Here is a 13012-nt window from a genome sequence, read left to right as displayed (position 1 = left end):
ACCACCCTGGCACAATAAAAAGGCCCGCAGAGAACTTCTGCGGGCCTTTTTATTGCTTTACCAGTCGATTACTGCTGCTCCAGCACGGCTTTGAGCAGGGCCGTCAGGCGGGGCTCGGCTTCGGCGGCCACGCGCAGGATGTCGGTTATTTCCACCCGCTTGAGCTTGCCCGGCGAGCAAAGGTCGGTGATGACGGACACGGCCAGCACGGGCAGGCCCATGTGCACGGCCGCAATGACCTCGGGCACGGTGCTCATGCCCACGGCATCGGCCCCGATGGTGCGCAGGTAGCGGTACTCGGCCGGCGTTTCGAGCATGGGGCCGGGCAGGCTGGCGTACACACCGCGCCGCACTTTATCAGCGAAGCCCAGCTTTGCGGCCACTTCCCGGGCCTGGGTCAGTAGGTCCAGGTTGTAGGGCTCCAGCATGTCGGGGAAGCGCGGACCCAGCTCGTCGAGGTTTTTGCCCACCAGCGGGTTGGTCGGCTGCAGGTTGATGTGGTCCTCAATTAGCATCAGGTCGCCGTAGTTGTAGTCGGGGTTGAGGCCACCGCTGGCATTGCTGACAAAGAGCTTCTGCACGCCTAGCAGCTTCATTACGCGCACCGGAAATACCACCTGCGGCATCGAGTAGCCCTCATAGTAGTGAAAGCGGCCCTGCATGACCAGCACCCGGCGCCCGGCCAGCGTACCGGCCAGCAGGTTGCCCGAGTGGCTTTCCACCGTCGACACCGGGAAGTGCGGCAGGCTGGCGTAGGGCAGCTTGTGCTGCACCTCAATATCGTGTACGAGGGCCCCCAAGCCCGTGCCCAGGATGATACCGAATTCGGGTTGAAAGTCGCCAATCTGCTGGCGGATGTAGTCGGCGGCTTCGCGCAGGTCTTGCATAAGGAACGGTGGTTGGGGCGGCAAGTTACTACGTCGCAGTTCGCAACAAACAGGGCGTAGAATATGAGAAGGGCACCATTGAATCTGTAACAATTGGGCCCGTAACAATTTTAAGTTGTTACGGGCCCAATTGTTACAGATTCGAAGCTGACAACAAAAAGCCCGTCCGGCTGACCAGGAGTCGACCGGACGGGCTTTTCGTTGGCTGACTGACTGACTGACTACTGAATGTTCAGCTCGAAGGGCAGGCGGGCCTGCACGCCGGTCATGGTCGAGAGCTTCTTGTACTGCTCGTAGACGGGGTACATCGGGCCCATTTCGGCTTTCACCAGCCGCAGCCGGATTTCCTCGCTGGTGGTGTTGAACATGCTTTCCACGATGTTTTTCTGGCGCGGCAGGCGCTGAATCCGGTAGTCGTCCTGCTTGAGGTTGGCGCGGCGGGCCGCGATGCGCAGGGCATCGTCAAACGAGCCGAGCACATCGACCAGGCCGCGGGCCTTGGCTTCGGTGCCCGACCACACCCGGCCCGAGGCAAAGCGGCGCAGGCGCTCCACGGGCATGCGGCGGCCTTTGGCAGCCTTGGTAGTAAAGTCGGCGTAAATCCGGTCTACCTCCTTTTGGAGCTGCTGCTGCTCGAAGGCGGTGAGCGGGCGGGTGATGGTCGGCAAATCCGAGAACTTGCCCGTCGTTACCCGGTCGGTGGTGATGCCGAGCTTGTCGCGTAGCAGGGGCTGGATGTTGGGCAGCACGCCAAACACGCCGATGCTGCCGGTAATGGTGTTGGGGTGAGCCACGATGGTGTCGCAGGCCATGGCAATGAAGTAGCCGCCCGAAGCCGCCACGTCCGACATGGAGCAGACGATGGGCTTCACCTTCTTGGTCAGGATAACCTCGCGGTAGATGATGTCGGAGGCCAGAGACGAGCCGCCGGGCGAGTTCACGCGCAGCACCACGGCCTTCACGTTGTCGTCGAGGCGGGCCTTGCGGATGGCTTCGGCAAAGCGGGTGCTGCCGATGTTGTCGTTGCCGCCCTTGCCGGTCACGATGTCGCCGTCGGCGTAAATCACGGCAATGCGGTTGCCGCTGGTGCTGCCTTCACCGTCCTTGTCATCGGCATCCTGGTAGTCGCCGAGGCTGATCAGGCTGAGCTTTTTCTTCTGGTCGAGCCCGATTTTACCTTTCATGTAGTCCAGGGCCTGGTCGTAGTAGCCCAGGTTGGTCACCAGGCCGAGGCGCTTGGCGTCGTCGGCGTTGTGCACCAGCATCGAGTCGGAAATCTGCTTGAGGCGCGCCACGCCCATGCCGCGGGACTTGGCCACGTTCTGCAGCATGTAGTCGTTAATCGAGTTCAGGAACGAGGACGTCTGCAAACGGGCCGAGTCCGACATGGAGTCGCGGAAATACGGCTCCACGGCGCTTTTAAACGAGCCTACCCGGAAGATGTAAGGCTCGATGCCGGCTTTCTCGAACAGGTTTTTGTAGTAGAAGGTCTCCGAGCTCAGGCCGTTGAATTCGAGCGTACCCTGGGGGTTCAGGTAGAGCTTGTCGGCCACGGAAGTCAGGTAGTAGCTTTTCTCGGAGGCAATGTCGTTGTAGGCCACGATGAACTTGCCCGACTTCTTAAAGTCGAGCAGCTCGTTGCGGATTTCCTCCAGCGAGGCCATGCCGGCCTGTACCAGCTCCACATTCAGGAAAATGCCCTTGATATCGTCGTCCTTTTTGGCGCGGCGGATGGCCAGCTTCAGCTGATCCAGCCCGATGTTGTCGGCCTGGGAGCTAAACAGGGCGGCAAACGACTCCCGGCTTTCGCGCTCCGACACCGGCCGGTCGAGCTTGAGCTCCAGCACCGAGTCATTGGCTACCGTTACGGAGCCGTCGCCGCTGACGGCCGCGAAAATCAGGCCCAGCCCGATCAGAAAAATCACGAACCCGAATACCACCAACCCGGTAAGGGTTGCCAGCACGTATTTCAAAAATTGTCTCATGAAGAAGGAAAGGAATAGCGGGTTGGATAGAAGGCAAATGTAGAAGCCTTTCGGCACTCCTGCATAGAGGCGAAAAAGCAGGCCAGCGTTGCTTGTAGTTTGGCTGACGAAAGCCGCCGCCGGATACTTTAGGCCTGCCCGCTTTCGGAACCAGGGCCTACAGGAAGAAGTGCCCCGCCCAGTAGCCCGAACTGTGTAGTTCGCGTGCCAGAACGACTATCGTTGCAGAGGGGCAAACGGCGCGGTCCACGCGAACTACCACGTTCGCGCTACTGGTGGGCTTTAATACCCATACTTTTCGCCCCACCACTGGCGCAGGCGCTCCTGCATCTTGTGCTCGGCGGGGTTCTGGCCGGGGTGGTAGAATACGGTCCCGCTCAGGGCCGCGGGCATAAATTCCTGGTAGGCGAAGCTGCCCGCGTAATCGTGGGAGTATTGATACTGGTCGCCGTAGCCCAGCTCTTTCATGAGCTTGGTGGGCGCGTTGCGCAGCGGAATGGGCACCGGCTGCACGCCCTGCTGCCGCACCAGCGCCCGGGCCTCCCGGATAGCCTTGTAGCTGGCGTTGCTTTTGGGTGAGGTGGCCAGGTACACCACCGTCTGCCCCAGGATGATGTCGGATTCGGGCATGCCGATAACCGTGACGGCCTGGAAGCAGCTCTGGGCCAGCATCAGGGCGTTGGGGTTGGCGTTGCCCACGTCTTCGGAGGCCAGAATCAGCAGGCGGCGGGCAATGAACTTGGCATCCTCGCCGCCTTCGAGCATCACGGCCAGCCAGTAGAGGGCCGCATTGGGGTCGGAGCCGCGGATGCTTTTGATAAAGGCCGAAATGACGTCGTAGTGCATTTCGCCGCCCTTGTCGTAGCGGGCCAGGTTTTGCTGGGCCAGCTGCTGCACCACGGCGTCGGTAATGACGATTTCGCCGGTTTTGGCATCCGGCCGGCTCGATTCGACCACGATTTCCAGCAAGTTGAGCAGCTTGCGTGCGTCGCCGCCCGAAATCATCAGCAAGGCCCCGTACTCGGCCACCCGCACCTTTTTCTGCTTCAGAATCTCGTCTTCGGCCAGGGCCTTATCCACCAGGTCGGTCAGCACGTCCTTGCTCAGGGGCTCCAGCACGTAGACCTGGGCCCGGCTGAGCACGGCCGGAATAACTTCGAACGACGGATTCTCGGTGGTGGCTCCGATCAGCGTGACGATGCCCTGCTCCACGGCGCCCAGCAGCGCGTCCTGCTGCGACTTGCTGAAGCGGTGAATCTCGTCGATAAACAGCACCGTGCCGCGCTGCCGCCGGGCTTTTTCAATCACGTCGCGCACGTCCTTCACCCCGGCATTCACGGCGCTCAGGGCCGCAAACGGCTGGCCCAGGGCCTCGGCCAGCAGGTGGGCCAGGGTGGTTTTGCCCACGCCCGGCGGGCCCCACAGAATCAGGGAAGGCAGGCGCTTGGCGCTGAGGTAGCGGCGCAGTACGCCCTCAGGGCCCACCAGATGCTGCTGCCCGGCGTACTCGTCGAGGGTGCGGGGACGGCGCCGCTCGGCCAGCGGGGCGTTGGCGGCCACGGCCGGGCGGGTGGGAGTTGCGGAGGGTTCGGAGTCGAAAAGGGAGCCGGTAGCCATAGGAAAGGAATGAGCTCTAAAGGTACGGCGTGGGGCGGCGCTACGGTTACCCACCGGCCCCGCGAAAACCACCGGGCCCCGCCGTGGTTGTTGGGCTTCCGAAGCGCCGGCACCCGGCGTACCTTTGCTCCCGATGAAAAATTCTCTCCGTGTCCACGCGGCTTTATTGATAGTGGCCGTGATTTACGCGGCCAACTATAGCCTGTCCAAAGACGTGATGCCGCACTACATGGGCCCGTTCGGCATCGTGACGCTGCGGATTCTGGGGGCGGCGCTGTTCTTTGCCCTGGTCAGCCGGCTGGTCGCGCCCCAGGACCGCCTCACGGGCCGGGCCGACAACATCCGGGCTATTCTGTGCGGCATCATCGGTATCGGGGGCAACCAGCTGCTGTTCTTTTCGGGCCTGAACTTCACCTCGCCCATCAATGCCTCCCTACTCCAGACTATTGCCCCGATTGTGGTGGTTATTGCCTCAGCCGTGCTGCTGGGCGAGAAAATCACGCTGCTGCGGGTGTTGGGCATTATCCTGGGCGGCATCGGGGCGGCCACCGTGATTCTGAGCCGGCAGGCGGGCAGTATCGTGTACCCTAATGCCACGCTGGGCAACATCTTTATCCTGCTCAACGCCACCGCGTTTGGGGTGTACCTGGTGCTCGTGACGCCCCTGATGCGTAAGTATCACCCCTTCACGGTGCTGGCCCGTATTTTCTTGGTGGGCGCGGTGGTGGCAGTGCCCTTCGGCTGGCGCGGCGTACTCTCGGCCGACTACGGCAGCTTCCCGCTCTACATCTGGGCCGAAATCGTGTATATGGTGGTTTGCCTGACCATCCTGGCTTATCTGCTTAACAACTGGGCGCTGAAATATGCTTCGCCGGCCCTACTGGGAGTGTATATTTACCTGCAGCCCATTCTAGCCGTGCTTATTGCCGTGGCCCTGGGCAAAGACCACTTCACCGGGGCCCGCGCCCTGCAAGCCGCCCTGATTTTCGGGGGCGTGTTTCTGGTAAGCCGCAAGCCCAAGGAAGCCGCCGTAGCCCCCGATGACGCCATTCCGCTGGAGCCGGTGCAGGACTAGAGCGCAGGTCGGCATTACACTTCAGTCTGAGTAGCTACACCGAACAGCGATGAACCTGGACCAGGAATTCCGTAATCTGTCCGTCGCCGAAGCCGTATTTTACACCCGTCTGGGCCTGCAGCTGGAGGTAATTTCGCTCAGCGACGTCAGTGACTGGGTGGATGAGGTGCTGCTGCGCGAAGGGGAGCCCGATGCATTTTTCGTAGCGCTCTACCGGCTGTTGCACACCGAAAAGCACCGGTTGCTGGAGTATCTGCGGCAGTCTTTTCCCGAAGCTTCCTTCCCGGTGCGGCCGGCCCTGGCGTGGCTGCAGCAGCAGTTTGCCAGCGGGACCCAGGCGCTGAAAAACACCCTGACCTCGCTCTACCAGCTCCGTACCCTGGTTACGTCCGAGCAGGAAGCCGCCTGTATTTACGGCCTGGCCGCCGATTATGAGCAAGCCGCCGCTACCACCGAAGAAGCCCGGGAACTGGTAGCCCGGGAAACCGCCGCCTTTCTGGGCTGCTACCGGGAATATACGTTTGCCAACCGCGCCGAATGGCCCCGTTTGGATGCAGTGCTGGAAGAGCGTCTGGCCAAGCTTCGGCGGTAGCGTTGCGTACCAATAAAAAAGGCCCGCTGCATTGCTGCAGCGGGCCTTTTTTTACAATTGACAAGTCGAAGCTTACAAGTGAATTACCTCGCCGTAGGCGGCGGCGGCAGCTTCCATCACGGCCTCCGACATCGTGGGGTGCGGGTGCACGGCCTTGATGATTTCGTGGCCGGTAGTTTCGAGCTTGCGCGCCACGACTACCTCGGCAATCATTTCCGTGACGTTGGCGCCAATCATGTGGGCACCGAGCCACTCGCCGTACTTCTTGTCGAAGATAACCTTCACGAAGCCGTCTTTGGCACCGGCGGCCGAGGCTTTGCCCGAGGCCGAGAAGGGGAACTTGCCCACCAGAATGTCGAGGCCTTTGTCGCGGGCTTCCTTTTCGGTGAGGCCGACGCTGGCAATTTCGGGCTGGGCGTAGGTGCAGCCGGGAATGTTCTGGTAGTTGAGCGGCTCGGGGTGATGGCCGGTAATCTGCTCGACGCAGATAATGCCCTCGGCCGAAGCTACGTGGGCCAGCGCGGGGCCGGGCACGATGTCGCCAATGGCGTAGATGCCGGGCACGTTGCTCTGGTAGTAGTCGTCTACGATGATGCGGCCCTTCTCCACCTTGATGCCCAGCTCTTCCAGGCCCAGGTTTTCGAGGTTCGTTACTACGCCGGCAGCGCTCAGCACCACGTCGCAGGCAATCTGCTGGTCGCCTTTGGCCGTTTTGATGGTCACGTTGCAGCCTTCGCCGCTGGTGTCCACCTTCGTTACCTCGGCCGACGTCATAACATTGATGCCGATTTTCTTGAAGGATTTCTCCATCTGGCGCGACACTTCCTCGTCCTCTACCGGCACGATGCGGGGCAGGTATTCCACCACCGTTACCTCCGTGCCCATGGTGCGGTAGAAGTAGGCAAACTCGACACCGATAGCGCCCGAGCCCACCACGACCATACGCTTGGGCAGGGCGGGCAGCGTCATGGCCTGACGGTAACCGATGATTTTCTTGCCGTCAATCGGCAACGCGGGCAGCTCGCGCGAGCGGGCTCCGGTAGCCAGAATGATGTGCTTGGCTTCCACGGTTTCTTTCGAGCCGTCTTCCTTGGTTACTTCCACCTTGCCGGGGGCCAGCAACTTGCCTACGCCCGATACGGTTTCGATCTTATTCTTCTTGAACAGGAAGTTGATGCCCTTGCTCATCCCGTCGGCCACGCCGCGGCTGCGCTTGATAACGGCCTCGAAGTCGAAGCCCGTCTCCCCCACTTTCAGGCCGTAGTCCTGAGCGTGCTGGAGGTACTCATACACCTGAGCCGTTTTGAGCAGGGCTTTGGTGGGGATGCAGCCCCAGTTGAGGCAGATACCGCCGAGCGACTCACGCTCTACCACGCCTACTTTCAAGCCGAGCTGGGAAGCCCGAATAGCAGCTACGTAGCCTCCGGGGCCGCTGCCGATAACGACCAGGTCGTATTGCAATGCCATATTAGTTTGTGTTTAATAAAGATTTGTTTTATCCTTACCGGGAAAACGCGTCTTTGTGGTACCTAAAGATCCTGCCAGCGGGCTTCTATCAGCTCGTTATGGTGCGGTAAAGATAAGGAGCGAATCCGTCTTCCCGCACTCGGCCTTTGGTTCACGGTAACAGGCTCGAAAAGCTGCCCCAAAATCGTTTTTTCGCCCTTTCCATCCCGACCTTACTTCCACTACAACCCTATGAAACACTTTTCTACCCTCCTTCTTTGCAGCGCCCTGGCGCTCCCGGCCGCACACGCGCAGCAGGCCTTCACGGCTACCACAGCCCCGGCCCTGACGGCCAGCACGACGGCCGCGCCGGCGGCCCCGGCCAAGCGCCTGGCTAACAGCGAGTACAAAGCCCACATCAAGGCCGCCGATGCCGTTTTAAAAACCAAGCCCAAGGACGCCGAGGCCCGCCTGAGCCGGGCGCAGGCCCATCTGGAGCTAAAAAACTACGAGGAAGCCGCCGCCGACTATACGGCCCTGCTACGCACCCAGCCCGCCAACGCGGAGTGGCTGTATCTGCGGGGCACGGCCTACCTGCGGGGGGAGAAGTTTCAGCCGGCCATCAACGACTTCTCCAAGATTCTGAAGGCCGACCCTCAGCACAAGGCGAGCCTGCTCTACCGGGGCGTGGCCAAGATGAAGCTGCTCAACTTTAAAGGCGCCATTCCGGACTTCGGGAAAATCATTGAGCAGGAGCCCGAAAACGCCGATGCCTACGAGTACCGGGGCGTGTGCTACTCGCACGCGGGCCAGGATGCGCTGGCCGTGCAGGACCTGGAAAAGGCGGCGGCGCTGAACCCGGAGGCCGCCAAGACGCTGAAGCGCTACCGCCCCAGCAAGAAGTAGCAGTTGGCCAACAACACCTAGCGCCCCGGGCTTCTGGCCGGGGCGCTTTTTTTGTGCGCAAAAGGGCAACCTCTCCCCCGACTTCACGTCTACACGCTGGGCGCGCCCAAAGCCGCAGCCGGCCACTGGCTGACACCGGTTTATCTGCCGCCCTTACTTCTGACGCTCTGCTTTTTACGAAATGAAAAACCTGTTACTCCACTTAGTAGCCGGCCTGGCTACGGTTCTGCTTACCGCCCAGTGCGCTTCCACCGCCGAAAACGATACGCCCGGCTCCCGGCGGGCCGTTTCCACCGAGTCGTCGGCCCCGCGCCTGCCCACGGCATCGGCCGTGACGGATGCTTCCCCGGCTATGGCTGCGGCGCCTACTACCAGTCCCGCCACGGTGCCCGACCCCACGACCAACGCTGCGACGACGGCCGTGGTAGAGCCGGCCGCCCGCAAAAGCAACGCCGACTACAAAGCTGATATCCGCACGGCCGATGCGGCGCTGAAAGCCAAGCCCCGCGACGCGGAGGCGCTGCTGCTGCGGGCCAAAGCCAAAAGCCACCTGAAAGACTACCGCGAGGCCGTGACCGACTACAACACGGTGCTGCGCCTGAAACCGACTAATGCCGAAGCCTACTACAACCGCGGCCTGACCCGCCTCAAGCTCAAGGAGTACACGCCCGCCATCAGCGACTTTTCCAAAGCCCTGAAGTACCGCCCCGACGATAAGGAGGCTTTCTTCGGCCGGGGGGCGGCCAAAATGCAGCTCTTCAACTTCAAAGGTGCCATTCCGGATTTCACCAAGGCCATTTCTCTGGATAGTGCCTACGCCGACGCCTGGGAATACCGGGGCATCAGCTACTCATCCATCAGCAAGCCCAAAGAGGCCAAGATGGACCTGGAAAAAGCCGCCCAGCTCAACCCGGAAGCCGCCAAAAGTCTGCGCCGCTACGCTGGGAAGGAGTAAGCCGTGGTTGATGGTTGATTGGCAGTTGTTAGGTCTGTCAGCCTTCATCTGGCGTACGCTTTTGCATTCCGCGCATCAAGCGAAGGAACTTCCTCTCCTACTCCACTACAGCTTTTACCACGTAGAAAGCCCTTCCTACCGCGTGTAGGAAAGGGCTTTCTGCATTTCATGACGCTTTTCACTCGGGTGAGGCAGGTCCTTCGTGGGGCTCCGGATGACAGCCGAAAAACAATCAACAAGCAACCATCAGCAGCCAACTACCGCCTACTTCCCGCCGAAGAGCAGCTTGACGTAAAATCCCGGCTGGCGCAGCCGCTCGCGCAGGTTTAGGTCGAGAAACATGCTGGACAGGGTTTCGGCCAGCGTGGCGTTGTTGGCGGCCCGGTTGGCCACGAAGTTGAACAGGGCCGGAAACTGCAGCAGCCGCTGCAGCCAGTGGCTCAGGCGCAGCTCCTGGCCCAGGCGGCGGTACACGGCCGCGTCGTACTGCTTCAGGAAGGCGGCGCTGGTATCGTGGGCGGCCAGGGCGCGCGTGGCCCAGTCGGCCGCGTGCCGCCCGCTGACCATGGCGTGGCTGATGCCTTCGCCCGTGAACGGGTCGATGAGGGAGGCCGCGTCGCCGAGCAGCAGGTAGGCGTCGCCGGAAATCGGGCGGCGCTTCGAGCCCAGCGGCAGGCCAAACCCGCGCACCGACCCCAGCCGCCGGGCCGAGCGAAACCGCTCCTGCAGCGCCGGGTGGGTGTCGAGCATTTCGGCCAGCTTCTCGCGCAGGTTCACCTTTTTGGCCGATATAGCCTGGGTCAGCATCCCAACGCCCACGTTGGCCTGCCCATTGGGCAAAGGAAATACCCAGAGGTAGCCGGGCAGAAAGTCTTTGATAAAGTGCAGCTCAATGAAGTTGTCGGGACTCAGGCCCGTGACGCCCTCGTAGTAGGCCCGCACGCCGGCGCAGTGGTGCGCCGGCTCCAGCTCATGGCCCGCAATCTGGCGAGCAAAGGCCGACTGCGCCCCATTGGCCACCAGCAGAATTCTGGCCGAGGCCACCGTTTCGCCCGTGGCCGTATGCAGCAGCCAGCGGCCGTCGGCGCTACGCTCGTGCCGGGCAATATCCACGCCTTCCAGCAGCTCAATTGCCGGCTGGCGGCGCACTTCCCGCACCAGAAAGTCGTCGAAGTCGAGGCGCTTGATAACGTGGCCGGCCGGCGCGTCGGTGGCGGCGTTGTAGTTGGGCTTGAACGGCACGGAAAGGCGGCGGCCGTTGGGGGCAAAAAAGTCGATGCCCCAGGACGGAATCTGGGCCGCGGAGGCCGACAGGCGGCTGAGCACCTCGGGACCCAGGCGCTTTAGCTCGCTGATAACCTTGCCACTCATTCCGTCGCCGCAGATTTTGTCGCGCGGGAAAACGGCTTTATCCAGCAGCAGCACCGGCTGGCCCGCCTTGGCCAGGTGAAGCGCGGCGGTTGCGCCGCCCGGTCCGGCTCCCAGAATACAAATATCGACGTGGCGCACAGTGCTGGTTTTTGGTTGTTCGTTTTTAGGTATTGGCTGGCGAAGGCCCATTGGCAACACGAAGATGGTGGCTTTGTTGGTAGCACGAATGTTTGCCTGCGCCAGACAGATAGAGGCGTACCCGAAATGTATCAGTCCGACCTGTACAGCCCGAGCAGACAAACGCTGTGCTTCGGCAGGCAGCTTCAGCCAAAAACGAAGTACCAACAACCAAAAAACCTATCTTCGCCGCATGACGAAACTGCTCGACGGAAAAGTGGCCCTCATTACGGGTGCTTCCAAAGGAATTGGCCGCGCCATTGCGGTGTATTTCGCCCAGCTTGGGGCTAATGTGGCATTCACCTACCTCTCCAGCGTGGAGAAAGGTCAGCAGCTGGAACAGGAGCTGGCCGCCCACGGCACCAAAATCAAAGGCTTCCGCTCCGATGCCTCCGACTACGCCCAGGCCGAAAAGCTGGTGGAAGACGTGGTGGCCGAGTTTGGCAAGCTGGATATCCTCGTAAACAACGCCGGCATCACCATGGACGGCCTGCTGATGCGCATGAGCGAGCAGCAGTGGGACCAGGTGCTGGCCGTGAACCTGAAGTCGGTGTTCAACCTGACCAAGGCCGCCACCAAGCCCATGATGCGCGCCAAAGCCGGCAGCATCATCAACATGACCTCGGTGGTGGGCATCAAGGGCAACGCGGGCCAGGCCAACTACGCCGCCAGCAAGGCTGGTATCATCGGCTTCACCAAGTCGGTGGCCCTGGAGCTGGGCTCGCGCAACATCCGCTGCAACGCCATTGCCCCCGGCTTCATCGAAACTGAAATGACCGGCGAGCTGGACCAGAAAGTGGTGGAAGAGTGGCGCAAAGCCATTCCGCTGAAGCGCGGCGGCACCCCCGAAGACGTGGCCAAAGCCACCGCCTTCCTCGCCTCCGACGACAGCAGCTACATCAGCGGCCAGGTGCTGCAGGTAGATGGCGGCATGCTGACCTAGGCTCCAACTCTTTCATTGTGCGTGAGAAAAGCAGCGCGTGGCTTCGGCCGCGCGCTGCTTTTTTGTGGTGTGCAAGGCGGTGAAGCTGGTATTCCAGGTTGGGGCGGGCGCCGGGCTGAACATTACGCGGGTGGCGCCGTTGATACCCGGTGCCCGGCAGTACGTTGCTAAAAAATCCCGGGCATTTAAAGTAAGCCAGCCGCTCATTCGTCTGCTTACCCGATAGGCGTATCGCGCCTGCCCGTCACTTCCAGCGCCTTAGTATCGTGCCTCCCCAACCAGCTTTTGCCTGCTGGCCGCCGGGTCGTGTGCGAGGGCAACTCCAACCATGAAATTTCTAGTAGCACTTTTATTGCTTGCGGCCACTATCGTTAGCTTCGCAGCATCTATCGGGCCGCGGCCCCGCCCGCAGCAGCTCCGCTCGACCCCGCCGGCCCTGGCCATTGCCCCCGTGGCCCCGAAGCCCAATCCGCAGGCAGTTAGCCGACTGGTAGGCTTTACGACCACCACCATAACGGCCTCCGCGCCTAGCACGCTGGTCGAACTCTATTTTTACGAAGGCCAGTACGTACGCCGGGGCCAGGTGCTGGCAAAGCTGCGCGTGCGCTCCTCCAACGCCGTGGCCTACCTCAACGCGCCCCACGACGGCGTGCTTGCCCGCGCCCAGGCCCCGGTGGGCGAAGTACTCACGCCCCAGGTGCCCCTCACCGTTCTCACCGACCAGACGCGCCTGCTCGTGCGCCTGCACCCGGCCAGCCTGAGCCTACACCCCGGCGACAGTGTGCAGGTAGCCATAGCCCATGCCAATGGCGCCAGCGTGCGGGGCAAAATAACGGAGTGGCACGAGGCCGGCGCTACGCCCACAATCACGCTGCACGTGCGCAAGTCCGTGGCCGGGGCGGTTGTTGGCGCGCCGCTGCTGGTGGCCGCCACGCCAGCCGGGCCCCGGCTGCCCCTGGCCGAAACGGCTAAAGGCCGGCCCGGCCTCAAGCGCCGGCAGCTGCATTCTTCGCTGTCGATAGCCCAGGAATAGCGGCCGGCCCCTAGAACTCGTGTGC

The 13012-nt window shown here is 61.9% G+C and carries 11 protein-coding genes; 6 read left to right on the top strand and 5 right to left on the bottom strand.

What is annotated here, in order from left to right:
- Window positions 1-68: 68 nt before the first annotated feature.
- The 3 genes from LGH70_RS09335 to LGH70_RS09325 all read right to left on the bottom strand — a co-directional run bounded on the left by LGH70_RS09335 (window position 69) and on the right by LGH70_RS09325 (window position 4489).
- A complete protein-coding gene (locus LGH70_RS09335; protein ID WP_226184967.1) occupies window positions 69-887 on the bottom strand; it encodes a purine-nucleoside phosphorylase in 819 nt (272 codons plus the stop codon).
- Window positions 888-1108: 221 nt separating this feature from the next.
- Window positions 1109-2872, bottom strand: coding sequence for a signal peptide peptidase SppA (sppA, locus tag LGH70_RS09330; protein WP_226184966.1), 1764 nt, complete (start codon window positions 2870-2872; stop codon window positions 1109-1111).
- Window positions 2873-3154: 282 nt separating this feature from the next.
- Complete coding sequence (locus tag LGH70_RS09325; RefSeq protein ID WP_226184965.1) at window positions 3155-4489, bottom strand: replication-associated recombination protein A; 1335 nt, start codon at window positions 4487-4489, stop codon at window positions 3155-3157.
- 133 nt (window positions 4490-4622) lie between these two features.
- Here LGH70_RS09325 and LGH70_RS09320 point away from each other — a divergent pair, with 133 nt between their 5' ends.
- Both LGH70_RS09320 and LGH70_RS09315 read left to right on the top strand, forming a co-directional pair.
- On the top strand, window positions 4623-5564 hold the full coding sequence (locus tag LGH70_RS09320; protein ID WP_226184964.1) for a DMT family transporter: 942 nt from the start codon (window positions 4623-4625) through the stop codon (window positions 5562-5564).
- A gap of 49 nt (window positions 5565-5613) precedes the next feature.
- Window positions 5614-6156 carry a hypothetical protein gene (locus LGH70_RS09315; RefSeq protein ID WP_226184963.1) on the top strand — a complete coding sequence of 181 codons (543 nt, stop codon included), beginning with the start codon at window positions 5614-5616 and terminating at the stop codon, window positions 6154-6156.
- A 72-nt stretch (window positions 6157-6228) separates the two neighbouring features.
- Here LGH70_RS09315 and lpdA read toward each other — a convergent pair whose 3' ends face one another.
- A complete protein-coding gene (gene lpdA / locus LGH70_RS09310; RefSeq protein WP_226184962.1) occupies window positions 6229-7623 on the bottom strand; it encodes a dihydrolipoyl dehydrogenase in 1395 nt (464 codons plus the stop codon).
- A gap of 231 nt (window positions 7624-7854) precedes the next feature.
- Here lpdA and LGH70_RS09305 point away from each other — a divergent pair, with 231 nt between their 5' ends.
- Window positions 7855-8508 (top strand): tetratricopeptide repeat protein, encoded by a 654-nt coding sequence (locus LGH70_RS09305; RefSeq protein WP_226184961.1) that lies wholly within the window; start codon window positions 7855-7857, stop codon window positions 8506-8508.
- A gap of 181 nt (window positions 8509-8689) precedes the next feature.
- Window positions 8690-9463 carry a tetratricopeptide repeat protein gene (locus LGH70_RS09300; protein ID WP_226184960.1) on the top strand — a complete coding sequence of 258 codons (774 nt, stop codon included), beginning with the start codon at window positions 8690-8692 and terminating at the stop codon, window positions 9461-9463.
- A 264-nt stretch (window positions 9464-9727) separates the two neighbouring features.
- On the opposite strand, the gene LGH70_RS09295 is transcribed toward LGH70_RS09300, so the two are convergent.
- Entirely contained in the window at window positions 9728-10972 is a 1245-nt protein-coding gene (locus LGH70_RS09295) for an NAD(P)/FAD-dependent oxidoreductase (RefSeq protein WP_226184959.1), read from the bottom strand.
- A 232-nt stretch (window positions 10973-11204) separates the two neighbouring features.
- Here LGH70_RS09295 and fabG point away from each other — a divergent pair, with 232 nt between their 5' ends.
- Window positions 11205-11954 carry a 3-oxoacyl-[acyl-carrier-protein] reductase gene (gene fabG, locus LGH70_RS09290; RefSeq protein ID WP_135462973.1) on the top strand — a complete coding sequence of 250 codons (750 nt, stop codon included), beginning with the start codon at window positions 11205-11207 and terminating at the stop codon, window positions 11952-11954.
- 328 nt (window positions 11955-12282) lie between these two features.
- The gene (locus LGH70_RS09285; RefSeq protein ID WP_226184958.1) at window positions 12283-12987 is read left to right on the top strand and encodes an efflux RND transporter periplasmic adaptor subunit; all 705 of its coding nucleotides are present in this window, start codon (window positions 12283-12285) and stop codon (window positions 12985-12987) included.
- Window positions 12988-13012: the final 25 nt, after the last annotated feature.

The organism is Hymenobacter nitidus, from assembly GCF_020447315.1.
GTDB lineage: Bacteria > Bacteroidota > Bacteroidia > Cytophagales > Hymenobacteraceae > Hymenobacter > Hymenobacter nitidus.
The sequence above is the reverse complement of the archived record's forward strand: the minus strand, read 5'-3'. Positions and strand labels throughout refer to the sequence as shown.